The sequence below is a fragment of the Leeia oryzae DSM 17879 genome (assembly GCF_000376945.1).
In the GTDB taxonomy this organism is placed as follows: Bacteria; Pseudomonadota; Gammaproteobacteria; order Burkholderiales; family Leeiaceae; genus Leeia; species Leeia oryzae.
In genome coordinates this window covers 90,322-114,976 of sequence record NZ_AQXU01000019.1, presented here as the reverse complement: position 1 = coordinate 114,976, position 24,655 = coordinate 90,322, and the positions used below count along the sequence as shown (strand labels likewise).

Genomic DNA, 24,655 nt, shown 5'->3' with positions numbered 1-24,655 from the left:
AAGATGGTGACCAAGATGGCACGGTTCCTGTATTGGCTAGTCATGTTGGGCAGTCTGAGCCTGTTGCTTTGTGAACCTGCACAGGCAGCACCATCCGTGCGGTTTCTGGTGCTGGAAGGCAGGGAAATGCCATTTGCCCTTATCATGACGGCGCCCGATGGCACACCCGCGCTGGTGGATGGCATCATCAAGGACTGGCAAGCGGCGCTGGCAGGCGCCTTGGGGCGTACCCCGGTCAATGTCTTTTACCCGCGCAAACGGCAAGAACTGGCGATCAGCAAAGGGCTGGCGGACTTGCGTTGCTTTATCAGCCCGGACTGGTTGCCGGCGGCCCTCAAATCCGGCTATGACTGGCCTCAACCCATTATCCGGATCGAAGAACGTCTGGTCAGCAAGCAGGCAGATGCTCATATCCAGACTGTCGATGCACTCAAAGGGAAAACCATCGGCACGGTGTTGGGCTACCAGTTTGTGTTGCTGGACCCGTTATTTGCCAGTGGTACGATCCGCCGGGACGATTCACCCAGCGAGACCGGGGTGATTCAAAAGCTTATCTTGGGTCGCACAGACTATGCGGTCATCCGCACCATTGATTTCGACTTTTTGCACAAAACCGATGCGCAACTGAGCGATTTGGCACTGTCACCACTGGTCATCAGCACGCTCGACCTGTATTGCGCCCGTCCCAAAAACAGTCATGTCAGCCTGGCGGCGCTCAATCAGGCCCAGCAACAACTTTTCAAGGCCAGTACCATGGAAAAGATTCTGGCCAGGTATCGTTAGACGATGAGTACCAGCCTGCAGGTGTCTCGTCTGTAGTGCTGTCAGTTAACCCATGGCCCAAAGCGGAGATGACCCATCGTCATCTCCGCTGTTTCACCCCTTAGCGGCGACGGGCATCCATGCTCCACGCCCCTGCCCCCCAGGCTGCCACAGTCAGCAAGCCGCCGGCAATGGCAATATCCTTGAAGAACATCAGCTTGGCCGACATGACCTGCGCCGCGGGCGCCGCCCAATAGGCATGAAACGAAAAACAGGCCGCCAGCGTAAAAATGGCCATTGCCAGCGCGGCAAGCCGGGTACAACACCCCACAATCAGGGCCAGACTACCCAATACTTCCACGATAATGGCGATCACAGCAGCGACCGTTGGCAGGGGCAGCCCTGCGGAGGCAATGTAGCCTACGGTGCCAGCAAATCCGGTGATCTTGCCGATACCGGCAGGCAAAAACAGGCTGGCAATCAGCAAGCGGCCAATGAATGCAAACGGGTTTTGAAGTGAATCCGGCATGATGAGGCTCCTGAGAGTAGGTACTGCACAGAACGTCATACGGTTTGAACATCACCAAGACACTGGCATGTTTGCCATTGTCATGAAGGACTGTAAAACAAGCCTGGCAAAGATGCAAATGCTTCATTGGCAGCACGAGTTCACATAGCGGGTTTAGAGTGTCATGGGACCTTTGGGGTGCGGCGATTCGTCATACGCCCCCCAGATAGACTGGTCAAAATTGATCATGGAACCGGTCATCAAACCGGACTCCTCACTGGTCAGAAACGCCACGGCTCTGGCCACTTCTTGCGGTTGAATAAGCCGGCCGAAAGGCTGGGCGGCAGAGGCTTTTTCCAGCCAGTCTGCCGGCGCACCATGAAACCTGCGCTGAATTTGGTCTTCTCCTTCAGATGCCATCCAGCCGATGTTGAGCCCGTTCACGCGAATCCGGTTACGGAGCACTGCGTAGGCGGTATTCTCTGTCAGCGTCGCCAGCGCCCCTTTGGATGCACAATAGGCAGACAAGAACGGCTGACCGGCTTTGGCAGACATGGAGCAGATGTTCACAATGGCCCCGGCAATCTGGTCGCGAATCATCAGCTTGATAGCTTCTTGCATCAGGAAAAACGGTGCCCGGACATTGGTGGCAAACATGTTGTCAAACAGCTCGGGGCTAGTATCCAGGATGGTGCCCCGATCGGTCAGGGCGGCCGCGTTCACCAGAATGTCAACCCGGCCAAAGGTCTCGTCCGCTACCTCGATCACCCGCCTGCAATCTTCTACCCGGGATAAATCGGCCGGGAAAAAGCGCACTTCAACTTCGGTACGGGCCTTGATTTCTGCGGCTTTGGCCTCGCCTTTGGCGGTAGAGCGGCCGCAAATGACAATACCTTTTGCACCCCGCTGCGCATGTAGCAAGGCAATGGCCGCGCCCAGCCCCTGCGTACTACCGGTCACCACCACGATTTTTTCTGCAAACTGGTTCACGAGCATCCCCCCAAAACATCTGCGTTATCTGGTAATTCCTGGTGAATCACCACACATTGCGGACAAAATGGTTGTATAACCGTCCATGTTCCAGCATAGTCGAAGAAAATGAGATGCGGAATGGGAATCTTTTACCATTCGGGTTTTATGTGCTCTCTTGATGTCAATACTTCACGGGTGTCTTGATGCCTAATCACACAACGACTTCAACGACTATTTCCGCTGGCCTGACCCTGCTGCTGGCAACCGCCTGCGGCCTGATTGTGGCCAACATTTACTATGCACAACCGCTGGTTGGCCCGATCCGTCTCGCGCTCGGCATGTCTGCAGAATCCGCAGGGCTGATTGTGACCTTGACCCAGATTGGCTACGGCATTGGTTTGCTATTCATCGTGCCGCTGGGGGACCTGATTGAAAACCGCCGCCTGGTCCTGTGCCTGATGGGGATGGGCATTTTTGCCCTGCTGATGGCTGCACTCTCTGGGCAGGCGTGGATGTTTCTGGCGTCTTCTTTACTGATCGGGCTGGGTTCTGTGGCGGTACAGGTGCTGGTGCCATATGCCGCCCACCTGGCACCAGAAGCCACCCGCGGTCAGGTGGTTGGTAACGTGATGAGCGGTTTGATGCTGGGCATCATGATGGCCCGACCCGTCGCCAGTTTTGTCACCCAGATCAGCTCGTGGCATGTGATTTTTCTGTTGTCGGCCGCATCGATGCTCGTGCTTGGCTTTGTACTGTGGCGGATACTGCCAGCCAGAGCCCCCAAGAATAACCTGCACTATCAGGACCTGATGAAGTCCATGCTGCATCTGGCGCGGACGACCCCCATTCTGCAACGGCGATCCCTGTACCAGGCTTTCCTGTTTGCGGCGTTTAGCCTGTTCTGGACCACGGTACCGTTGTATCTGGCCGGGCCGGCGTTTCATATGTCGCAAGCGGGCATTGCGCTGTTTGCCCTAGCCGGGGTGGCGGGTGCGGTTGCCACCCCCATTGCAGGCAGAGTGGCAGACAAGGGCTGGATTCAGCCGGCCACCATCATTGCCATGGCGGCTGTTGCATCGGCCTTTTTGCTGATCCATCTGGCACCTGGTAGTTCGGTGCTTGATCTGGCGCTGCTGGTGGCATCTGCCATCGTGCTGGATTTTGGGGCTGCCGGTAATGTGACGCTCAGCCAGCGGGTGATTTACTCGCTAGGGGCAGAGTACCGCGGCCGCTTGAACGGCATCTTCATGGCAACCTTCTTTATGGGAGGCGCATTTGGCTCTGCCATTGGCGGATGGGCGTTTGCCCGTTATGGCTGGCAAATCACCACCTGGATCGGCTTTGCCATGCCGGTAACGGCATTCTTGCTGTTCCGGACCGAAAAACGATACACCAGGACAACCTGACCGGGCAGGCGCAAAAGAAGCCTTGCGTATTGTTTGGCGAAGCAATTACCCCGTGCCTTGGCAAGCTGCCTGGAAATTATCCAGATACAGTATCAAAAAGCAGCTATAACAAAATCAGTAGCGTTCTGATTACAGTGAGCCGGCTTGTCTGCCGGCATCCCCCCAGGGAAAGGGTACTTCATATACGTATGTTACCCAGCCAAACGCATGATGCTCAACCACGCCGCCACAGACGAATCGGCACGGTTCTGTTGTGGTTAGTGCTTGCCAGCCTGTTGCCTGGCATTCTGGGGACGGCTTTTCTGTTCTCCCGCGAGTATCAGAATAACCGCGCGCAGCTGGAATCCAACATGAAGGCCACCGCCCGCGCCATGGTCCAGTCGGTGGATAGCCAATTGTTCCGGGCCAAAGCCACGGCCCAGACCCTGTCTACGTTTGGCGGGATAGACCGGCATGACCTGGCCGGTTTTCACCGCTGGGCAACCAATGTTCTTGCACAGACCAAAGTCGGGATGAATGTCGTCCTCTGTGACGCAAGCGGCCAGCAGTTGATCAATACCTTGCGCCCGTATGGCACCCCTTTGCCGCTGCATGGCAATTTGCAGGCAATAAAACGCATTTTTGCCACCGGCCAACCGGAAATGTCTGCCATCTATATCGGCAAACTGTTGAAAAAGCCCTTGATGAGCATTGATGTACCGGTCATGCAGCATGGCAAGGTGATGTATGTGCTGAGCATGGGGATTGTGCCAAGCCAGTTCAACAGCATTCTGACCACCCAGAATTTTCCGCCCGACTGGATTGCCGTCATATTTGATGATCAAGGCACCATTGTGGCCCGCACCCACTCCCCGGAAAAATTTGTCGGCCGTAAAGGCGCCACCGATTATATCCGGCGCATCAAGGAAGCCTCCGAAGGTGTCATCAGTACAACGACGCTGGAAGGGATTCCGATCACCTCGGTCTGGAGCAGATCGCCGCGCACCAACTGGAGCGTGGGTATCGGGATTCCGCGCCAGATATTGGCACAAGAATTGAATGTCACCCTGTATTGGCTGATTGCTGGCATGGTCGTCCTGCTGGTCATTGGCCTGGGGCTGGCCTTGCTGGCCGGGCGGAAAATTTCTCGTTCCGTACATGCGCTGCGCGCACCGGCACAGGCCATGGGCAAAGACAATCCGGTCGATGTTCCGTTTATCGAAATCCAGGAATCCGCAGAGATTGCAACGGCCATCCATCAGGCAGCCATCTTGCTGGAAAAACGGGCGGCGGAACTCTATGCAGCCCACCGCGTTGCCGGCTTTGGCTTTTGGCAATGGCACCCCAACAGCGGCAAGATGGTCGTATCGGACTCTCTGGAAGACATCTTTGGCCAGGCTGTCCCGCCCTTTCCGCAGCTGCGCGATACCTTGCTGCCAGCAGCGTCATGGGACCATCTGGACGAGGCAATGGCAACGGCAGTGCAGACCGGCATTGGCTTTGATCTGGAATTACAGGCAAACCATGCCAGCGGCAAGACCCTTTGGCTGAATCTCAAGTGCGAAACCATCCGCGATGCCAACGGCGATGTCTCTGAACTGCATGGCAGCGTGCTGGATATTACGCAGCGCAAAGAAGCCGAGCTGGCGCTAGAAGCCGAGCAGCAATCACATTTGCAACAGTTGGAGCAACAGGTAGCAGACCGCACCGAAGCCCTGATGCAAGCCAATGCAGCGCTGGAACAACTGGCGCGCAAAGACATTCTCACCGGGCTGAAAAACCGCACCGCCGCCAACGAACGCTTGCGCCAGGAGTTTTTGCGGCTAAAACGTATCGGTATTCCGTATGCCGTGCTGTTTCTGGATATAGATTATTTCAAGCATATTAACGATACCTATGGTCACGAAACCGGGGACCAGGTCTTGCGACAGTTTGGCGAGATGCTGAACCTCTCTTTGCGGGAAACCGACTTTGTGGCCCGCTTTGGCGGAGAAGAGTTTCTGGTGATTCTCCCGGATACCAGTCTGGAGGATGCCCTGATCATTGCAGAAAAAATCCGGCATGCAGCCGAAGTACGCGTGATGCCGGTGGTCAAACAAGTGACCGTCAGCATCGGGGTGGCGATGGCTGACGGCGAAGACAAAAATGAGGAAGAGGTGGTGCACCGGGCAGACATTGCGCTGTATGCCGCCAAGGCGGGCGGCCGCAATAGGGTGCAGTCTTTCCGGCGCAATAATTAGCATCTGCACTGTGTTGACCTGCCCGCCCGCTACCAGCCCTTATTCGCCTTTGGGCTCTACCCGTGGTTGCAGCATGATGCCTCGCCCCCATAGGGCTACCACCAGCGCGACTACCATCAGCACTGCCGCAACCCCAAAAGTCAGGTGCAAGCCGGCTGCAACCGCCTCGGGCTGGACGGTTAACGTACCCGTCTCTCCGGCCGCAATCGCATAAATCGCCCCCATTACCGACGCCCCGGTGATCAGCCCCAGATTACGGAACAGATTGAGCAAACCGGAGATACTGCCACGTTGGCCGGCCGGGATACCGGTCATGACCATGGTGTTGTTGGCCGCCTGAAAGAGCGCGTAGCCATACGTGGTTACCATGATCGGCAAAACATACCCGGCAATGCCTAGCGAGACCGGCAGCAGGGCCAGCATGCCGGTGCCGGCCAGAATGCCCGTCAGGCCAAGCGCCACCATGTTTTTTGCGCCAAAGCGATCGACCACATACCCGGCGGGCACGCCAGACAGCGCCGATACAATCGGCCCGCTCGACATGACCAGCCCGACCACCGCCGTATCAAGTAGCAGCGCATGCGAGAGATAAAACGGCCCCACGACCAGCGTTGCCATCAGTACAGTAGATACCAACGCACTCATCACCAGCCCGGCGCTTAGCACCGGGTCACGCAGCATCACCAGGCGGATCAAAGGGGAGTTGACTCTGGTTTCCGCAAGCAAGAATACCGCCAAACCGGCGCCTGCCAACAGCAAGAGCACGATATTCTGCGCACCCCAATGTCCGCGCCCCATCGTCATCCCCAAGGCATAGGCGGCCAGCGTGACCGCCAGCAGCATGGTGCCGATGCCATCAAAGTCTGTCAGCCGAGGTTTGGCGTGCTCGCTATCTGCAGGCAGGTGACGCAAGGTCAGTATCCAAGCCACTATACCCAACGGGACATTCACCCAGAAAATGGCACGCCAGCCGAGACTGGCAATCAGCATACCGCCCAGTGATGGCCCAAGCGCAGTACCCATGGCAGACATGGTCCCCAACAGCCCCATGGCGCGGCCGGTGCGGTCTTTGGGCACGGTATCGGCCACAAAAGCCATGCTGAGCGCCATCATGATGGCGGCACCTACCCCCTGGACGACCCGTGCGGCAATCAGCACGCCATAAGAAAACGACCCGCCCACGATAGAAGCAACCGTAAACAGCGAGATGCCCCATAACAACAAGCGACGATGCCCGAGCAAATCCCCCAGCCGGCCGACGCTGACAATCAGGGTGGTAATGGCCAGCAGGTACGCCAGTACCACCCATTGTACTTGCTGGAATGTGACGCCAAACACGCCGACCAGCGTAGGCAAAGCCACATTGGCGATACTGGTCCCCAGCGACGACATCAGCATGGACAGAGACAAACTGACCAATACCCAACGTACCGGCGCTGAAAACCGGCCTGCCGATGTGGGCTCGGCCGGCGTGTGCTTCAAAATGTGTTTCATGATGTACTCCTTAAACCGTGAATGCATGTGCAAACGACTTGCGCCTCGACCAGGGCAGATGGTTTACACACGTTGCCCGCGAACCAGACAATCCAGCGCCACCTTGTCACCATCGTCCGAGCGAACCAGACGCTCCACCTGGCACGCCTGCCGGATGTCGAGGGCATCGCCGATGAGGGCAGTTACCTGAGCAGCGGTATAGAGCATGTCCGGATGCCGGGGGCCACCAACGCCACGGGCCAGATTCTCGCTGTCGTGCCCGACCAGCAGAAAAGTACCGCCCGGTGCCACCGCCCGCACGGCACGGGCAAGGATGGGGGCCAGCTCTGCCAGCGGCAGTTGCAGATACATCACCACCACCAATGCATATGCTTGTTCTTCCGGGGTATGCGTCCTCAGATCCGCCACCTCAAAACGGACTTGGCCGGACACTTGACGCGCGTCTGCCAGTTGCCGGCCTTTGTCGATGGCCACATCAGAGAAATCAATGGCATCAACCGACCAGCCTTGTTCTGCCAGCCAGACGGCATTGCGCCCTTCCCCGGCGGCCAGGTCCAGCGCACGCCCCGGTGTCAGCGATGCGGCTTCCGCCATCAGAAACTGGTTGGCGGTTTGTGTCCAGATGAACGCCTTGGTCTGGTAGCGCTGGTTCCAGTAATCACGCTCCAGCAAGGGCGCTGCGCAAAAGGATTTGGCAGTGGTGGCCGCCGTCATCGCGGTATCAGGCTGGGTGGTTTGGGTGTTGCTGTCAGCAAAAGGGGCATTGCAATGCATGAGGTTTACTCCTGTGGATTCATGGCCCCTAGCGTACGCCCCTGCATCACACGGCGGAAGACGCATGGATGACACTTTATAAGTGTGTTTAACGCCATGTCAGGTTGTGCTATGGTAAGCACATGACCATGCCCGACCTGAATTTACTGATTACCCTGGATGTACTGCTGACAGAAGGCAGTGTGGCACGCGCGGCCCAGCGGCTGCGGCTGAGCCCGTCTGCCATGAGCCGTGCGCTGGCCAGGCTGCGCGAAACCACTGGCGACCCGTTGCTGGTCAGGGCCGGCAGAGGGCTGGTGCCCACCCCGCGCGCGCTGGAACTGCGCGAACGCGTGAGTCTGCTGGTGCAAGATGCAGAAACCGTGCTGCGCCCTGCCACGGTCATCGACCTGAAAACCGTCAAACGTACATTCACGTTACGGACCAGCGACGGATTTGTAGAGAACTTCGGCCCCCGCCTGGTCAGCCGGGTGAACGAGGCCGCCCCCGGCATACGACTCAGCTTCATGCCCAAAACCAACAAGGACAGCGCGCCCCTGCGGGAAGGTCTGGTGGATATGGATACGGGGGTGATTGGCGAAAACACCAGTCCGGAGCTACGGGTGCGCGCCCTGTTCCGGGACCGTTTTATCGGGGTAGTCCGGCAAGGCCACCCGCTGTGCCAGGGCGAGATCACCGCAGCACGTTTTGCGGCTGGCCGGCATATCATGGTATCCAGACGCAATCTGGACAAAGGCCCGGTGGACGATGCCTTGCAGGCGTCAGGCCTCGCGCGGGAAGTCAGCATCATTGTGGGCGGATTTTCGTCGGCGCTGGCGCTGGTGCGAGAGACCGACCTGATTGCCACCGTGCCGGAACGGCATACCGGCTACTTGCGGGCCGGGCTATTCAGTTTTGCCCTGCCGGTCAACATCCCAGATATCACGCTGTCGATGATCTGGCACCCGCGGCAAGATGCCGACCCGGTGCACCAGTGGCTACGCCAGTGCCTGAAAGACGTGTGCACTGACACCGTAACGGACCAGAGCAACATGATTTAACCGTCACCAAACCGGTAGCCAGGTCGTAAAAATGTAACTATAGTGAATTCAGCAGTCATTATCGTTGTTTCCCGTTTTCACATTTCTACCCTGCTTGCCAAACAAGCCCAGCGTCAATTGCAATGTGTCTGATTTCTTGGAGGGTAATCAATATGCCCAAAGATGATGAACTGCTACAGGCACTCCAGGAAGCGCTGTTAGGCCTACGAACAGTGTTGAATAACGTGGGTGCTTATGTCTATACCAAAGACAAACAAGGACGTTACACCTTTGCCAATGAGCTTGTCTGCCAGTTGTTTGGCGTGCCGCTGGAAGAGATCGTCGGGCAGGATGACAGCAAATTTTTCGACCTGGAAATCTCCAGAGAACTACAAATCAACGACCGGCGCGTGCTCGACTTTGGGGAAGTCATCGAAAAAGAAGAGCTGAATATCATCAAGCCATCTGGCGAAACGCGTGTGTACTGGACAGTCAAAGCCCCAATCCGTGATGCCAGCGGCGAAGTCATCGGCATGGGTGGCATTTCTACCGACATCACCGAACGCAAACGCCTTGAAAGTGAACTGCTGGTTAAACAGCAATTGCTGGATACCATCCTCAATAATGTGGAAGCCTATGTCTACATGAAAAACAAAGACCGGCGCTTTCTGTATGTCAACCATCAGACAGCACGGGTCTTGGGTTTACCCGCCGAGGAGATCATTGGCCGGCGTGATGAAGAAGTAATGGCAAAAGACATTGCCGACAAGCTCTGGGCACTGGACAAAATGGTGTTTGACTCAGGTATCAAGCAATCCGGCGAGGAGTCTTTTGCCGACCCTAATGGCGTTCTTCGCCATTACTGGACCATCAAGACCCCCATCTACTTGCCGGACCAACCCGATAGCTTAATCGGTTTTTCAACCGATATTACTGAGCTTCATGAGCTGAAAGAAGTACTGGAAAGTCAGGCACATTATGACTCGCTAACAGGGGTCAGCAACCGGAGACGGTTTTTCATGCTGGCCGAAAGCGAGTTTTCAAGAGCCCAACGCTATGCGCAGCCCTTGTCGGTGATGATGATCGATATCGACTACTTCAAGCGCGTTAACGATACCTATGGCCACAAGACCGGTGACCTGCTCCTGAAAGCCGTGGCCACCCACTGCATGCAGAATATCCGTGAATCCGATACGCTTGGCCGTCTGGGTGGAGAAGAATTTGCCATTTTGATGCCCAACACCCGGCTGGAAGAAGCCGTGAAGCTGGCACACCGTTTATGCAAGTCTTTCCATAAAATCTCCGTTGTGACCGACCAGGCGGCCGAATTAAAACCCACTGCCAGTATTGGTGTTACCGCCCTGGCGACCCAGGACACGAACTTTGACAGCGTGCTAGAGCGCGCTGATCAGGCCATGTATCTGGCAAAAGCCAACGGACGTAATCAGGTCTGCCAACTGACCGATGGATTGCATGGCTGAATGCCTGTTGCAAACCCAGTCAGCCGAGGCCAGGTCTCACCCTTTCGTGGGCAAGACTTCGCTTGCCCACGCCAGCGCAACCATCGCGCGCTCAACACCTTAATGCGAGCTAATCGCCTTTGCCGGCCTGGTCAGCGGATGATACCCTGCCCGACGGTCCAGTACGCCAGACCAGGTGGTCAGCAGCCAGGCAGACATCACAAACAGGGCACCAATCCACGGCGTTGCCATGATGCCGATGTGGCTGACAATATGCCCGCCAGCCCAGGCACCAAACGCAATACCTACGTTAAAAGCAGCGATATTCAAGCCGGAGGCTACATCCACCGCATGCGGGGTTTCCCGCTCCGCCTGCTGGACCACATACAGCTGCAAACCGGCGACGTTACCAAATGCGACGCCCCCCCAGAGCAGCACCGTCAGCACCACCAACCACTTGGAACCAGCCGTCAGCGATAACAGCAACAGTACCCCTGCCAGTCCGGCAAAAATGATCTGCAAGGCCCGAACCGCTCCTTTTTTATCCGCCAGCTTGCCGCCCCAGATATTACCCAGCGCCACCGAAACACCATACACCAGCATGACCAGCCCGACAGAAGAAGCACTGAAGCCGGTCACGTCTTCCAGCATCGGGGCCAGATAGGTAAACGCGGTAAAAGAACCGCCATAACCCAGTGCCGTCATGGCGTACACCAGCAACAGGCGCGGTTTTTTCAGCACGGCCAACTGGGCCAGCACCGAACTGGCGACCGGTTTCTCCATCTTGCCAGGCACCAGAATCAGGCTACCCATAAAGGCGATAACGCCCAGCAGCGACACCGCCAGGAACGTGCTTTGCCAGCCAAACACCTGACCAATATAGGTACCCATGGGTACGCCCGTGACCAGCGCAACCGTCAGCCCGGAAAACATCAATGCAATGGCGCTGGCGGCCTTTTCCTTGGGCACCAGGCTGGTGGCAATGGTAGAACCAATCGAGAAAAACACCCCATGCGCCAGCCCGGTCAGAATCCTGGCCAGGATAAGCGCCTGGTAAGTGGGTGCCTGCCAGGCCACCAGATTCCCCAGCGTAAATAGGGCCATCAGGCTCAGCAGCAGCGTTTTCCGATGCATGCGCCCTGTCAGGGCCGTCAGCAACGGCGCACCAATGGCTACCCCCAGCGCATACAGGCTGACCAGCAAGCCGGCAGACGGCAAAGACACGTGCAGACTGGACGCTATGGTTGGTATTAATCCCACAATCACAAACTCCGTGGTTCCGATTGCAAACGCACTCAAGGTAAGTGCCCACAAGGCTAATGGCATGATTGACTCCGCTGATTGAACATGCAGCGATTATCTTTGCTTGCATCCATCAGAAAAACAGGTATAAATGACAAAATCTTGTGACTGAAAGTCAATAATGATTGCCACAGACACACTGCAGATTTTCGTGACGGTCGTCCATGAGGGTTCTTTTACCGCGGCGGCAGACCGGCTGAACCTGACACCATCCGGTATCAGTCGCAGCATCAGCCGGCTGGAAAAACAGCTGGGGGTGCGTTTGATCACCCGTACCACGCGGCGACTGGATCTGACCGAAGAAGGACAATGGTTTCTGCAGCGGGCCAACGACATTCTGAACCGGCTGACAGAAACCACCCTCACCCTGCAATCCACCGCACGGCAGCCGTCTGGGCTGGTTCGCATCAATGCCGCCACCCCGGTACTCAATCATCTGATTACGCCCATCCTGCCGGTTTTCCGGCAGCGCTACCCGGATATCCGGCTGGAACTGGTCGGCGAAGAAGCCATCATTGACCTGATCGAAGAACGGGCAGATGTGGCAATTCGCGTAGGCCCGCTGGAAGACTCCACCCTGAATGCACGCCTGCTCTTTGAAAACAGGCTAAGACTGGTCGCATCGCCCGATTACCTGAAGCGCTGCGGCACACCCGTGATGGTTGAAGACCTGCAACAGCATCAATTGCTCGGATTTACCAAACCCGCCTCACTGAATATCTGGCCGTTGGCGCATCAGGGCAATGCCGGTTATACCGTGACACCCGATATTGCCTCTTCTAATGGAGAAACCATTCGCTTCATGGCGTTGTCCGGGTCTGGCATTGCCTGCTTGTCCGATTTTCTGGTGCGGGAAGATGTCCGCCAGGGGCGGCTGGTAGACGTGCTGGCAGACATCAGGCTGCCATGGATGCAACCCGTCTGGGCGGTATTTTATCGCCAAGGATTTCTTGCTCCGCGCATATCCCATTTTATTGATTTTCTGGCTGCGCACCTCAAGCCAACATTTGCCGGATAGACCCTGCAGGCATCTGGCAGACGATTCAAGCGGCAGTGAAGACCACTGCAACCAAGCATCAAACGTCTGCCGCTCAACCAGCAGAAACCTTTAGCCCGACAATACCGGCAAAAATCAGCAGCAGGCTTAACAAGCGGACCAGCGTGGCCGGTTCGTTAAATAGCAGCATGCCCATCACCGCGGTGCCAATTGCGCCAATGCCCACCCAAACCGCATAGGCAGTGCCTACCGGCAAAGACTTCATGGCCACACCAAGCAAGGTGACACTGAGCATCATGGACAGCACCGTCCAGACAGAAGGCCAGAATTGCGAAAAGCCGTCCGTATATTTGAGCCCGATAGCCCAACCGACTTCCAGCAACCCCGCGACCAGCAAAATAGACCAGTTCATGAAACGCACCTCATCAACAGAGGGGTCGTCCCCGAACCAAAAGACAATGTGAGGTCGTCCTCACATCCATTGCAGAGATAAAATCATAGCACAACGCCGCCGGCTTTCGGGCAACCCGCCAGTACCGGCCCGCGTTGTCAGTACATCAAACCACCCGTAGCTAGCGTGCCGGCGGGTGGCTTATGCATGCCGTGTTAACCGATCAGGCAAATACAAAATACTTGCGCACGGTTTCTACCACTTCCCAGGTGCCCTTCATGCCGGGCTCAATCACAAACACGTCCCCCGCCTTCAGGTGCACCGGCTCTTCGCCTTCCGGGGTGATGATGCAATAGCCATCCAGAAAATGGCAGTATTCCCATTTCTCGTAATTTACCTCGAACTTGCCCGGGGTGCAGATCCAGGTCCCCATGATCTTGCTGCCGTCTTTAGACAGGTACGCATTCAGGTTTACGGTGTGCGGGTCGCCGCCAATGCGCTTCCACTTGGTGGCATCCACGACCGGGATAGGGCAAGTTTCACGCAATACAGTGATGAAATCGGACATGTCAGCTCCAGAGGGTCAGGTTTAAGAGCGGCCATTATCGGGGTAATACCCAACCGCAAATTGTCTGGTTGCGACATGCTTTGTAGATGAAATGGACACAGCCCCCCGGAACGGACATCCAGACGGGGCGAACACTACACGGCCCGCCGCCATGCCGTATGGTGACACCTACACATGGCTGCGTTCGGTCGCCTGCCGGTACTGCCTTGGGGTAAAGCCCGTCAGCGCCTTGAACTGCCGGCTGAATGCACTGTGGTCGGTATAGCCGCATTGCAGCGCCACATCGGTAATCAGCATATCGGTATTCAGCAGGCGGTGCGCGTGTTCCAGACGCGCCTTCAGAATCATCTGCCGGGGGGTCAGATGAAACACCCGCTTGCAGTAGCGTTCCAGCTGGGCGGCAGAGATACCGGCAATCTTGGTCAGCTCGGCAATGGCAATCGGGCGGTTAAAATGGGTGCGGATATATTCATCTACCGCGTCCAGCCGCTGGTAGGCCGGGTGGGTATTGCTGGCAGATTGCAAATCGACCGAAATCCCCATCAGGCCGATGATCCCGCCCTTGCGGTCTTGCAGCGGCCATTTGTAAGTCAGGCACCAGCCGGGCTCCCGGCTTTTGTACAGGTGCAGCTCCAGCTGTTTTTCCAGCAGTTGCCCGTGCTCCAGCACCAGCCGGTCTTGCTCGGTATACCCGGGGCCAAACTGTACGGGGAAGATCTCTGCACTGGTTTTACCCAGCAGCGGCTTTAACTGTTTTAACCCGCAGCGCTGCACCAGCGTATGATTGGCATACAGGTATCGCGCGCCCGCATCCTTGATGAAGATCGCCGCATTGGGGATCACGTCCAGCATGGGCAAGAGCGGTGCCAGGCCGGTTAACAGTTCATCAATGGTATCCGGGCAATGGGGGCCATCACCTTTAAACAGTTGTGCCAGTGCGTTTGGTGTCATGTCATCAGCTCCTGTCTGGTCTGCCCTCGCCGTACTCAGTCGTCAATGGCGTCCGGCAAGCGGTACTGCTTGCTTGCCAGGCGGGGTTGTTGCACGGTTGGGCCCCAAGACAGATGCAATCATGACAAACTATGCCGATTTCGTCATCAAGAATGAAGATAACCATCAAGATTGCCGCCCTCTGCATGGTTATGATAGCGGCTAAGAAAGTTACTTGCAGCAGCATGCAGCAGACCGGTAAAACCACCCTGCACATGCCATGATGCAAGTAACTGGTTAGACAACACCCCCTGCTGCACTTTACCGCTATCACCCTGACGGGTGCTTTAAGGAGCAAGACAATGAGCGACAATATCTTCACCGGTTGCATTCCAGCACTGATGACCCCATGCACCCCAGACCGCAAGCCAGACTTTGACGCACTGGTGAAAAAAGGCCGCGAGCTTATCGACATCGGCATGAGCGCCGTGGTGTACTGTGGTTCTATGGGTGACTGGCCGCTGCTGACCGAAGCAGAGCGCCAGGAAGGTGTAGCGCGTCTGGTTGCTGCCGGCATCCCTACCATTGTCGGTACCGGTGCAGTGAACACCCGCGAAGCCGTCTCCCACGCCGCACACGCCGCCAAAGTGGGCGCACACGGCCTGATGGTCATCCCGCGCGTATTGTCTCGCGGTGCATCGCCAGCGGCACAAAAAGCCCACTTCTCTGCCATCCTGAAAGCAGCGCCAAACCTGCCTTCCGTAATTTACAACAGCCCATACTACGGCTTTGCTACCCGTGCAGACCTGTTCTTTGAACTGCGCAGCCAGTTCCCTAACCTGATCGGCTTCAAAGAGTTTGGTGGCGCGGCAGACATGCGCTACGCCGCAGAAAACATCACCTCCAAAGACGATGCAGTGACCCTGATGGTAGGTGTTGATACCCAGGTAGTACACGGCTTTGTGAACTGCAACGCCACTGGCGCCATTACCGGTATCGGTAACGCCCTGCCACGCGAAGTGCTGCAACTGGTTGCCCTGAGCAAAAAAGCAGCGCAAGGCGATGCCAAAGCCCGCCGCCAGGCCCGTGAGCTGGAAAACGCGCTGGCCGTGCTGTCTTCTTTCGACGAAGGCTGCGATCTGGTGCTGTACTACAAACACCTGATGGTACTGAACGGCGACAAAGAGTACACCCTGCACTTCAACGAAACCGACGTACTGACTGATTCTCAGCGTCGTTACGCAGAAGCCCAGTATTCACTGTTCCGTGAATGGTACAAAAACTGGTCAGCTGAACAGAACATCGCCTGATCCAGGCTTGGCTGATACAGGGCGATGCAGGCTGCATCGCCCTTTTTTTATCCCGCCCCGCCCGTAGACGCTGGGGCACGCTATTTTTCTGGAGTCATCATGAACCTGACAGGCAAACTGCTGATTGGCGGACACGCCATCACCGGCGACCGCGCCGCTATCCACGCCATTAACCCGGCCACCAACGAAACGCTGGCCCCCGCCTACCTGGGCGGCAATGAATCCCACGTAGAACAGGCCTGCGCACTGGCCTGGGCCGCCTTCGACAGCTACCGCGAAACCACGCTGGAAGCCCGCGCCCGGTTTCTGGAAACCATCGCGGATGAGATTGAAGCCCTGGGCGACGAACTGATCGACCGTACTGTGGCCGAGAGCGGCCTACCGCGCGCGCGTATACAAGGCGAGCGCGGCCGTACCTGCGGCCAGTTGCGCACGTTTGCCCGCACGGTACGCGCTGGCGAATGGCTGGATGTCCGGGTAGATTCTGCCCTGCCAGAGCGCCAGCCGCTGCCGCGTTCTGACTTGCGCCAGCGCCACATTCCCGTCGGCCCGGTGGCCGTATTTGGCGCCAGCAACTTCCCGCTGGCCTTCTCTGTAGCGGGTGGCGATACCGCCTCTGCCTTTGCCGCCGGTTGCCCGGTGGTGGTCAAGGCACACAGCGCCCACCCCGGCACCAGCGAGCTGGTCGGCCTGGCCATTACCCGCGCCGTGACTAAATGCGAACTGCCAGCCGGCGTGTTTTCGCTGTTGTTCGGCTCTGGCCGTGAAGTGGGTATTTCTCTGGTAAACGACCCGCGCATCAAAGCCGTTGGCTTTACCGGCTCTCGCAGTGGCGGCATTGCCCTGTGCCAGGCCGCCCAGGCCCGCCCGGAACCTATCCCGGTTTATGCAGAGATGAGCTCCATTAACCCGGTATTCCTGTTCCCGGCCGCCTTGCAGGCACGCGCAGACGCCATCGCCCAAGGCTACATTGCCTCTCTGACCATGGGCTCTGGCCAGTTCTGCACCAACCCCGGTCTGGTCATCGCTAAACAAGGGCCAGACCTGAACCGCTTTATCAGCGCCGCCGCAGAAGTTGTACAGCGAGCCAACGCCCAGACCATGCTCACCCCGGGCATCTTTGCCGCCTATCAGGCCGGCGTGACAGACATGGCCGCCCACGCACAAACCGTTGCCCGCGGTGTAGAAGCCACCGGCCCTAACCAGTGCCAGGCCCACCTGTTTACCACCACCGCCCGCGAGTTCCTGGCCAACCCAGCCCTGCAGGCAGAAAACTTTGGCTCAGCGTCAATCATCGTCCAGTGTGCCGATGATGCAGAAATCCGCCAGGTGGCAGAACATCTGGAAGGCCAGCTCACCGCCACCCTGCACCTGGATGACGCAGACCTGCCCGCTGCCCGCAGCCTGCTGCCAACGCTAGAACGTAAAGCCGGCCGCCTGCTGGTAAACGGCTGGCCAACCGGCGTAGAAGTCTGCGATGCCATGGTCCACGGCGGCCCGTTCCCGGCCACGTCCGACACCCGCACCACCTCCGTCGGCACCGCCGCCATCTTCCGCTTCCTGCGCCCGGTGTGCTATCAGGACTTCCCGGACAGCCTGCTGCCCACCGCCCTGCAACACGGCAACCCGGTTGGCCTGCGCCGGTTAGTAGATGGACAGAGAGAAGTTTGATTGTGAGCTGATCGTTTATTGGTAGACGCTGACGGGGTTGGCGTCTGCTGAAGATGTGCACAGAATGCGCTGACTGTTTCATGGATCAATGAAGCAGTCAGCGCATTGGGTTTTTATGGGGGAAGTATTGAGTAGGCTGTTGTTCGACCAAAGCGGGATTTCATGACAATGCGCTGTAATGTCTGCTAACAGCCAGTTGGGGAGAACGCCGTTGCCTGGCTTTATGTGAGACTTCACTGCAGAGAGGTATGGCACTTCGAATGTCCTCGTCTTAATGAAGCAAGTTGCCGCCGTATTTGAGATAATCAAATACGCATAATAATTTACGATAATCGGTTGTCTTTGACTCAGAAAAGTCTCTCAAGTAAGTCTCAAGGCATTCAATGCTAATTGTTTTATTCATGGCGCACCAGAATATAACTTTTCTCTTGTTACTTTCAGCGATGTTTTGATCGGCAAGAATTTCTTCAATAGTTTTGTGTGAGGATTTACAGGTATCCGGTGTGTTTTCTAGTGTTTCTTTAATTTTGGCAAGTTGCTGTGTCTTAAGTTCAGCAGCTTTATGCAGATTGGGTTGCATACTAGAGAATGCAAAGATGGGGAAAAATTGCTGCTTACTAATCGTAAACTGGTTGATAAGTAGCAAAAGCTGTTCATTATCTTCGTCAATTATCTTGAAGTAATTAGATATTGTCTCTGCTACGTTCATGTATTTGTAAGTAATGGATTTATTTGAGCCGATGGCAATAATTCGGTCACCATTTTTTAGTTCCTCTAAGTCTTCAGTAATGTGCACCTTTATTTCACCGCCAGCTTGCAACTCCTGAACAATGTTTTGTACTTTTCGAACATCCATTGCTGAAACTGGGAGTTTTAGCGAAGAAAGTGCTTTGTAAATTGAAGAAAAATTATCGGTTTTTATTTTGTTTATTCTTATTGTTGAAAACCCTTCAAGATCAATATCATGCTCGCAGGTTGTTTCTGATGCTTCCCCTTGTGTATATTCAACAAGGAGAAAGTTATTTCTTATTCTCAACGCTTGTTCTGAATTTGGCTCAACATAAGTAAATATTGTTTTTAAAATCTTTTTTATATTATCGTCATTAATGCTATAACCAATAAATACGATGGGATTATGGATAAAAAGGGAGAGAAGTTGCGCTCTGATTAATTCGTACTTCTTGTCGAATTGTTCATAATCTTCATTTGTTATTATTATTCTTTCTGCGTTTGATGTGCATCCATGTATTTTATAAATTGCGCCATATGGATTGCTCAAGAGAATATCATTACCAATTAGTGGGTTAAAGTCTACTATTTTTTCGATAAGTTGATCATAATTTGTAGTGATGATTGAGCCGATATTTTTGGCGGCTTTTTTCAATTCGGCTATCTCTTCTTGTTTTTCTTCTTTTATTTCTAATTTTGATAATAGCTCCGAAATATAAATCTTAAATCGACTTATGTGTTTACCACTCTCCATATTTTCATAGAATTTGTCATTTATGATTTTGAATTTCCCATTTCGATCTTTCTCAAGTGCGTCTGTGAAATGCATCTCCAATATTTGAGCAATGCTATCAAAAGAGTATTTTCCATTGTTTATATTTTTTGATTTTATATCTAGATAATATTCTGGGCTTCCAGAAACTTCGGTTGCAATGTATCGCAACAGTCCATCCCATGTGAACGATGAGTTTAAATATCGAAGGCTGAACCCTGTGCCAACAAATAATATTGGGTGATTTTTAAATTGAGAAACGAATTCATTAATGTTCATGATCTATTCTTTTTTTTGAGTTAATCGTATTGATTATTGCTGGTCAAAGTGTTGAGCATACTCGTATGGTATATGCGTGCCACCCGCATAAAAATTGATATTTCAGGCAGGTATTATCGTACCCGAACACCATATTTTTCAAGCGCTTGGTCATGTGCGTGACCGCATGCCACTCAATCATGCGGATACCATGACCAGCTCCGCTTGCCCTAACTCCCCCTGCCAAGGTGCCAGCTAAAGTCCGCAAAGCTGGAGCCACTAAGTAAGACGTGCGACTGGCGACTAATGGTCCATAGTGGACATGCGCTACTTATGATGGATGTCCGCTTTGGCCTAAGTCTTGTCCTCTGCTGAAGCAGTTTGCCACACTATCTGCCCTTAACATTTGCTCAGGGCTACATGCCGGTCATTTCACTTGCACCCCCGCCAAACAACGACTTCCTGTTTCAGGGTGTGCAGATTTCGGATCTGTTGCTACACTTCACTTTCACGACGGCAAAACAACCACCTTCAGCAAAGAAGCTGCCGCTTGGATAATCCCCCATATTTGACTTTTTCTCCAGATTACAAGCCAAGACAACAAAGACAATGCCATATTCCCACATAGATTATCACTTGTATTAAAAAATCTATCAGCCAATGATATGAATGGTACTTTTTGTTCGGAAGTTGCATACAATTTCCAATTTTTCTCACGGCTTGGTAAGAGACCTTAATGGGAGCAAGTATTTTATACATTCAAGTATCTGAATTTCCTTCAAAGCCAGGGCGCATCGATGGCTGATAGGCAAGACGCCCTTATCTACGTGCAAACTAGCTGACAAGCCCTCCAAAATGCAATTATTTCATTCCATTACCATGAGAGGTAAGCTAACGTGATATCGAAGCAGCTAAAGAGGTCTCCTCTAAAGGCATCCACGACATTACAAAGTTCAATATTAGACAAAGATCAGTGTCCTAGATTGCTTGAATTCGAATTCCGACATTTACTAGGCAGGCATAATTTACACCTGAATATATTGGAAATGTCAGCCCAAATTTTCGCTGGTACTCTTGCTAAGCAATCGGACGAGGCTAAATATCTCCGTGAATGCGCAAAAAAATTGGGTTTTCACTCTCTATATCCAGATGCATCATTCGTTGATGCAAAAATGTACCTTGTTTATTCACATCTTGCCTACGTATTCAGCGCTGGTGACCAGTTATGTGAACGTGTCCGCTCAACTCAATTTATAAAAAAACTGAAAGGAGAAACAGCGTTTTTTCACGACATAGACAAGGGGGACTTTGTGACGAAGACACTCGCACTGACGGTGCTTGCATCAATGCCTGTCAATGACCGGAGTGTGGAAAAAGTTAATACAAAAGTAGAGCAATTGCAAAATACACCATCTTTTGCACTCGTAAACTACTATCGGCTCATTCGTAACGAGGAGCTTCATGCGTCAGGAGATATAGATCGGAATAGAACTGAGGAGGCAATGGGAAAGCTGCCTTTAGATAAGATCAAAAAGCAATATCAGATGAGTCCCTCATTAGTCGATAAACTAACTTCATACGACGCACTACTATGCTCTAAAGCCTGGCAAGATGTAGCAAAATGGTTTTGCGGTCATATGCTAGGAGAGCACGAGGTGAAATCAATCTTGATAAAGCGTTTCGGCAATCTTAAAGGGGATCGTCGTACTGTTGCAGCAAAGAATTTCATGAAGCTAGAGCTGCTTTACTCAGCGAGCCAAGTTAATGATATAATGACTGTGCTTAATTGGTAAATATGGCTTAAGTTGGCCGGTTAGCACAGTGGTAGTGCACCCCGGGGCTGAGAGCTTGCTCTCAGCCACCCGACGAAAGGTGATCAAAAATGGTCGCCTTTCGTCGGGTAGACGGAGGTTCAAATCCTCCACCGGCCGCTAAATTTACCCTGCTAGGCACTCAAATGATTCTCACCGAAAACTCGGAGAATTGTTCATCGAACAACTCTAGTCTTCAAATGACTCATCAAAATTCTGCTAATTACCAACATGCTCTTTTATTTGTTGCGAATTTTACCTTTTGACCGAATAGTTCTTTGAATAATAACTTGTTCTTGCCATTTCCTTGTTGATTGTGCGAACGGAACTTTTTGAATCTCTACAACTAGATTATTTTGTTAAGTGCTTTACAGCACGACTAAAAAGCTGCCATGTTCGATTATGAACGGCTACTCCTTCTCCGAACTCGTGGTGCTCTTTCCCGATCCAAGTGGATAGTCCGATAAGGCAGCAGGCAGCTTGCCCAAAAGAGGCATTCGATAAAGCTCTATGGAGCTTATGACCGCTTTAGCAAATTTACGGAAACATCGTTTTATATTTGGCAATACATTTCTGATCTTTGGGCACCACTATACAGGCGAGGAATTCGATCGAAAATGCATCGGGCGCAACTAAATCAGCACAACTGCAATACACTGCGCTTTGCCATACCGGGTCAACAGAACAATCTACTAACCCAGCATAAGCCCTACTCACACACCCACATCCAGCCCTAACACCTGCCACCGCCCATCTGCATAACGCTGCAAACCCGGCTCATCAAAACGCCACAGGTGCAGCCAGCCGTTGTTGATCAGGTGGCGGACTGTGGCGTGCCGCGCGATTACCCGTTCTATTGCGTCTTGCGGGGCGTCTATGATCACGGTCAGGCGCAGGGGTTCGTGCATCCAGCGCTGGCCGTCGTGTACAGACTGCTTGGCGAGGCCGATGCGCAGGTCGCCGCCGTTCCCTTCAAACACGCCGATATGCCCGCCCACCACGTTGTGGAGCAGCTTGTTGCCGCAGCCCATGTGTGTCTGGTCGCAGGTAGAGGCGTGGTATTGCCAGTTGATCCAGTGGGTGACCAGCATGGGCGCCGTCATCAGCAGTTCTAGCAGGCTGCCGTCTGCATCCTTGGTGGCATCATAGTCGTGCAGGAAGCAGCGGCCATCCAGCACCGTGCCCTGGGTGCGCTGGCGTGGCGCGATGATGAACGCGGCATTGCCTGTTAGCCCCCATTCGGGACGTGTCTGTGCGCCATCATTGGCGCGCGCTTGCAGGCGGGTCAGCAGCTGGTTGTGGCGGGTTGTCGGGTCCAGGCCCAGGCGGGTGGCGCGTTCCCGGCGCACTTGGTCGCCAGCTTGGGCAAAGGTGCCTTGCAACCGGTCCCAGCGTGCCTTGGCTGCAGGGCCAAGCAGATCAAGGTCAAAGCCTTCTATCTCGTCCGTAGTGGTATTGTGGAGCGCCGCCACAAAGACGGTTTCTGCCGGTACATGGATGCCACGCTGGTTAAGGCCAGTACGCACGGCCGGGTCATTCAGCATCTGGGCCAGCACGCGCGCATTCACCTCCCCGGTCTGGCCACAGCAGGCGCCGCAGTCTAGTGCGGCGGCGTGCGCGTTATTGGTACTCTGGCTGCCATGCCCTACCAGCACCACCAGCGGTGCCAGGTGGTGCGCAATCCCCATGGCGTGCAGCACGCGCGCGGCCAGGTCTGCCTTGGCCGGGTTGTCTATGCCGTCCAACACGGGGCGGCAAACCGCCTTATAGCGCCCGGGCAAACCGGCCAGATCGTCCCGCGTACGTGCGCGGCGGGAGGGTTTTAGCCACTGGAACAGCTTGCCCAGATACCCCAGCCCTGCCGCTTCTACATAAGAAAAAGAGGCCCCCGGCCAGCGGCTGGCCGCATGCAGCTGGTCTGACAAGGCAAAGCGTGTGCGGCGTGCATCACTGACCACCTCGCTCGACAGGCGGGCATCTGGCCCGCTTGCGGGTACCACGACATCTGTGACGTGGAACGCGGGCGCCAGCAAACCCGGCAACTGCGGCCGGTTTACCGCGGTGGCCAGCGGCGAATAGGCCACCGGCAGGCCGAAGAAACCGGCAAAGCCGATGGTCTGAACCGCTGGCCAGACAGACTCCAGCGCCCGGCGCATGGGCTCGCTGCGGACATCAATACAAAACGCGGCCTGCACCTCGACCTCTGTTGCGGCAGCAGGCATTGCCGTCTGTACAGTTGCGCCAAGCTTCTGGGCCAGTGTGCGCTGGTAGCCTGCCTCAAAGGCGACCTGCCAGACCTCGTCTACCAGCAGCTGCGCTTCTGCCTGCTTCAGCAGCGTTGCGGCATCGCGCCAGTGGCCTTGTACGGCGGCAAAGGCATGACGGGCCGCCATATCGTCCTTGCAGTCTAGCAAGATGGCACCCCAGGCCAACCGGATGGCCAGCAAGTCCCGCAGGTGTTCGTCAGAGCCGCCACGCAGTGTTGCCTGCCAGCGCAGGTAGGCACACCAGGATGCCCAGCCGTTTACCGTGAGCAGCACGGCTTCCAGATAGTCTGCCCAGGCGGCCTCTGGTAGCGCCAGGCGCTGTAGCACCCAGGATTCTGCATCCTGCCGTGTGGCGGGTAGCGCCGCCAGCGATTTGCCCAGTTGCGGCAAGCCCATCAGCACGCCAATGCCATGATCGTGGGTGATCAAGTCCCGCCAGAAGGCATAAAGCCCCTGCCCGCGGCCGGGTTGCCAGTCTGCCTGATGTTCATCAAAGTACGCCGCGCAGGTCTGGCTGACCTGATGCGTGATGGCCTGCCGCCAAGACAGCCGGGCGTGGCGCTGCGGGTCATCGTCCAGCACGTCGATCAGCAGTGGCAGGCGCTGCGGTTTTTGCTGGCTCACCAGGGCCTCTAGGCAGGTGCGCTCGCTCAAGCCTGCCTCCACCGCCCCAGGCAGCGTTTTAAGGGCGTAATGCAAATCTGCAGGCGTAATGCGGCCAGATGCCCACGCTGCACTCACCTGATCGAGCGGCGGGAACACCTGAATATCCCCCAGTACGGCCATACGGGCGGCCACCTGCCGCAGGGGCCGGTTGATCCGCTCCCAGTGCGGGTTAACGGCAATGGCGCGGTCTAGCGGCCACGCCGGCGCAATCGCCTGGCAGGCTGCCTCGCAAGCCGCGTTGATCCGTTGCCATGCAAATGCGCCATCCGTCCCCAACGCAGCTTGGGCAGAGACATCGCCACCTGCGCCAACACCGGGCGTGTGCTTGTTACGTTCTGCAACCGTATCTGTGTTCATGTCAGCCTCCGG

19 protein-coding genes and 1 tRNA gene are annotated in these 24,655 nt (G+C 55.2%); 10 read left to right on the top strand and 10 right to left on the bottom strand.

All coding sequences use genetic code 11. The features are described from left to right. Positions 1-15 precede the first annotated feature (15 nt). Entirely contained in the window at positions 16-783 is a 768-nt protein-coding gene (locus F552_RS0106230) for a substrate-binding periplasmic protein (protein ID WP_169333573.1), read from the top strand. A gap of 100 nt (positions 784-883) precedes the next feature. Here the strand turns inward: F552_RS0106230 and F552_RS0106225 are convergent, their stop codons facing one another. Next, positions 884-1,291, bottom strand: a complete 408-nt coding sequence (locus F552_RS0106225; protein ID WP_018150869.1) for a DoxX family protein — start codon at positions 1,289-1,291, stop codon at positions 884-886. A 153-nt stretch (positions 1,292-1,444) separates the two neighbouring features. Beyond that, a complete protein-coding gene (locus tag F552_RS0106215; protein WP_018150867.1) occupies positions 1,445-2,266 on the bottom strand; it encodes an SDR family oxidoreductase in 822 nt (273 codons plus the stop codon). Positions 2,267-2,445: 179 nt separating this feature from the next. On the opposite strand from F552_RS0106215, the gene F552_RS0106210 reads away from it, so the two are divergent. After that, the gene (locus F552_RS0106210; RefSeq protein ID WP_018150866.1) at positions 2,446-3,648 is read left to right on the top strand and encodes an MFS transporter; all 1,203 of its coding nucleotides are present in this window, start codon (positions 2,446-2,448) and stop codon (positions 3,646-3,648) included. A gap of 260 nt (positions 3,649-3,908) precedes the next feature. Further along, positions 3,909-5,867 (top strand): sensor domain-containing diguanylate cyclase, encoded by a 1,959-nt coding sequence (locus F552_RS20715; RefSeq protein WP_245546665.1) that lies wholly within the window; start codon positions 3,909-3,911, stop codon positions 5,865-5,867. A gap of 39 nt (positions 5,868-5,906) precedes the next feature. Here F552_RS20715 and F552_RS18635 read toward each other — a convergent pair whose 3' ends face one another. Together F552_RS18635 and F552_RS0106195 are read right to left on the bottom strand one after the other, a co-directional pair. Then, the gene (locus F552_RS18635; protein ID WP_018150864.1) at positions 5,907-7,361 is read right to left on the bottom strand and encodes an MFS transporter; all 1,455 of its coding nucleotides are present in this window, start codon (positions 7,359-7,361) and stop codon (positions 5,907-5,909) included. 63 nt (positions 7,362-7,424) lie between these two features. Further along, positions 7,425-8,135, bottom strand: coding sequence for an SAM-dependent methyltransferase (locus tag F552_RS0106195; RefSeq protein WP_018150863.1), 711 nt, complete (start codon positions 8,133-8,135; stop codon positions 7,425-7,427). A 122-nt stretch (positions 8,136-8,257) separates the two neighbouring features. Between F552_RS0106195 and F552_RS0106190 the strand changes: the two genes are divergently transcribed. Further along, positions 8,258-9,175 (top strand): LysR family transcriptional regulator, encoded by a 918-nt coding sequence (locus F552_RS0106190; RefSeq protein WP_018150862.1) that lies wholly within the window; start codon positions 8,258-8,260, stop codon positions 9,173-9,175. A gap of 152 nt (positions 9,176-9,327) precedes the next feature. Continuing rightward, positions 9,328-10,635: a sensor domain-containing diguanylate cyclase gene (locus tag F552_RS0106185; RefSeq protein ID WP_018150861.1), complete on the top strand. Its 1,308-nt coding sequence runs from the start codon at positions 9,328-9,330 to the stop codon at positions 10,633-10,635. A gap of 99 nt (positions 10,636-10,734) precedes the next feature. Here F552_RS0106185 and F552_RS0106180 read toward each other — a convergent pair whose 3' ends face one another. Continuing rightward, positions 10,735-11,940, bottom strand: coding sequence for an MFS transporter (locus F552_RS0106180; protein ID WP_018150860.1), 1,206 nt, complete (start codon positions 11,938-11,940; stop codon positions 10,735-10,737). A gap of 97 nt (positions 11,941-12,037) precedes the next feature. On the opposite strand from F552_RS0106180, the gene F552_RS0106175 reads away from it, so the two are divergent. Beyond that, positions 12,038-12,934 carry a LysR family transcriptional regulator gene (locus F552_RS0106175; RefSeq protein WP_018150859.1) on the top strand — a complete coding sequence of 299 codons (897 nt, stop codon included), beginning with the start codon at positions 12,038-12,040 and terminating at the stop codon, positions 12,932-12,934. 73 nt (positions 12,935-13,007) lie between these two features. Here F552_RS0106175 and sugE read toward each other — a convergent pair whose 3' ends face one another. The 3 genes from sugE to F552_RS0106160 form a co-directional block, all read right to left on the bottom strand. Continuing rightward, the gene (gene sugE / locus F552_RS0106170) at positions 13,008-13,325 is read right to left on the bottom strand and encodes a quaternary ammonium compound efflux SMR transporter SugE (protein ID WP_018150858.1); all 318 of its coding nucleotides are present in this window, start codon (positions 13,323-13,325) and stop codon (positions 13,008-13,010) included. A gap of 202 nt (positions 13,326-13,527) precedes the next feature. After that, positions 13,528-13,872 (bottom strand): cupin domain-containing protein, encoded by a 345-nt coding sequence (locus F552_RS0106165; RefSeq protein ID WP_018150857.1) that lies wholly within the window; start codon positions 13,870-13,872, stop codon positions 13,528-13,530. Positions 13,873-14,040: 168 nt separating this feature from the next. Next, complete coding sequence (locus F552_RS0106160; protein ID WP_018150856.1) at positions 14,041-14,823, bottom strand: AraC family transcriptional regulator; 783 nt, start codon at positions 14,821-14,823, stop codon at positions 14,041-14,043. Between the two features lie 341 nt (positions 14,824-15,164). On the opposite strand from F552_RS0106160, the gene F552_RS0106150 reads away from it, so the two are divergent. Next, a complete protein-coding gene (locus tag F552_RS0106150; RefSeq protein ID WP_018150854.1) occupies positions 15,165-16,112 on the top strand; it encodes a dihydrodipicolinate synthase family protein in 948 nt (315 codons plus the stop codon). Positions 16,113-16,211: 99 nt separating this feature from the next. Continuing rightward, a complete protein-coding gene (locus F552_RS0106145) occupies positions 16,212-17,783 on the top strand; it encodes an aldehyde dehydrogenase (NADP(+)) (protein WP_018150853.1) in 1,572 nt (523 codons plus the stop codon). A 271-nt stretch (positions 17,784-18,054) separates the two neighbouring features. On the opposite strand, the gene F552_RS0106140 is transcribed toward F552_RS0106145, so the two are convergent. Then, positions 18,055-19,563, bottom strand: a complete 1,509-nt coding sequence (locus tag F552_RS0106140) for an SIR2 family protein (protein ID WP_018150852.1) — start codon at positions 19,561-19,563, stop codon at positions 18,055-18,057. A gap of 1,025 nt (positions 19,564-20,588) precedes the next feature. On the opposite strand from F552_RS0106140, the gene F552_RS0106135 reads away from it, so the two are divergent. Both F552_RS0106135 and F552_RS20510 read left to right on the top strand, forming a co-directional pair. Further along, on the top strand, positions 20,589-21,335 hold the full coding sequence (locus F552_RS0106135; RefSeq protein WP_018150851.1) for a hypothetical protein: 747 nt from the start codon (positions 20,589-20,591) through the stop codon (positions 21,333-21,335). 14 nt (positions 21,336-21,349) lie between these two features. After that, positions 21,350-21,473 (top strand) — tRNA-OTHER (locus tag F552_RS20510). Between the two features lie 593 nt (positions 21,474-22,066). Here the strand turns inward: F552_RS20510 and F552_RS0106130 are convergent. Then, positions 22,067-24,643 carry a YbcC family protein gene (locus F552_RS0106130; RefSeq protein WP_018150850.1) on the bottom strand — a complete coding sequence of 859 codons (2,577 nt, stop codon included), beginning with the start codon at positions 24,641-24,643 and terminating at the stop codon, positions 22,067-22,069. Between the last annotated feature and the right edge of the window lie 12 nt (positions 24,644-24,655).

What these genes read in the sequence shown, in the direction of transcription:
- F552_RS0106230 (WP_169333573.1), top strand. Translation starts at nt 16, where the DNA reads ATGGCACGGTTCCTGTATTGGCTAGTCATGTTGGGCAGTCTGAGCCTG.
- F552_RS0106225 (WP_018150869.1), bottom strand. Translation starts at nt 1,291, where the DNA reads ATGCCGGATTCACTTCAAAACCCGTTTGCATTCATTGGCCGCTTGCTG.
- F552_RS0106215 (WP_018150867.1), bottom strand. Translation starts at nt 2,266, where the DNA reads ATGCTCGTGAACCAGTTTGCAGAAAAAATCGTGGTGGTGACCGGTAGT.
- F552_RS0106210 (WP_018150866.1), top strand. Translation starts at nt 2,446, where the DNA reads ATGCCTAATCACACAACGACTTCAACGACTATTTCCGCTGGCCTGACC.
- F552_RS18635 (WP_018150864.1), bottom strand. Translation starts at nt 7,361, where the DNA reads ATGAAACACATTTTGAAGCACACGCCGGCCGAGCCCACATCGGCAGGC.
- F552_RS0106195 (WP_018150863.1), bottom strand. Translation starts at nt 8,135, where the DNA reads ATGCATTGCAATGCCCCTTTTGCTGACAGCAACACCCAAACCACCCAG.
- F552_RS0106190 (WP_018150862.1), top strand. Translation starts at nt 8,258, where the DNA reads ATGACCATGCCCGACCTGAATTTACTGATTACCCTGGATGTACTGCTG.
- F552_RS0106185 (WP_018150861.1), top strand. Translation starts at nt 9,328, where the DNA reads ATGCCCAAAGATGATGAACTGCTACAGGCACTCCAGGAAGCGCTGTTA.
- F552_RS0106180 (WP_018150860.1), bottom strand. Translation starts at nt 11,940, where the DNA reads ATGCCATTAGCCTTGTGGGCACTTACCTTGAGTGCGTTTGCAATCGGA.
- F552_RS0106175 (WP_018150859.1), top strand. Translation starts at nt 12,038, where the DNA reads ATGATTGCCACAGACACACTGCAGATTTTCGTGACGGTCGTCCATGAG.
- sugE (WP_018150858.1), bottom strand. Translation starts at nt 13,325, where the DNA reads ATGAACTGGTCTATTTTGCTGGTCGCGGGGTTGCTGGAAGTCGGTTGG.
- F552_RS0106165 (WP_018150857.1), bottom strand. Translation starts at nt 13,872, where the DNA reads ATGTCCGATTTCATCACTGTATTGCGTGAAACTTGCCCTATCCCGGTC.
- F552_RS0106160 (WP_018150856.1), bottom strand. Translation starts at nt 14,823, where the DNA reads ATGACACCAAACGCACTGGCACAACTGTTTAAAGGTGATGGCCCCCAT.
- F552_RS0106150 (WP_018150854.1), top strand. Translation starts at nt 15,165, where the DNA reads ATGAGCGACAATATCTTCACCGGTTGCATTCCAGCACTGATGACCCCA.
- F552_RS0106145 (WP_018150853.1), top strand. Translation starts at nt 16,212, where the DNA reads ATGAACCTGACAGGCAAACTGCTGATTGGCGGACACGCCATCACCGGC.
- F552_RS0106140 (WP_018150852.1), bottom strand. Translation starts at nt 19,563, where the DNA reads ATGAACATTAATGAATTCGTTTCTCAATTTAAAAATCACCCAATATTA.
- F552_RS0106135 (WP_018150851.1), top strand. Translation starts at nt 20,589, where the DNA reads ATGTCAGCCCAAATTTTCGCTGGTACTCTTGCTAAGCAATCGGACGAG.
- F552_RS0106130 (WP_018150850.1), bottom strand. Translation starts at nt 24,643, where the DNA reads ATGAACACAGATACGGTTGCAGAACGTAACAAGCACACGCCCGGTGTT.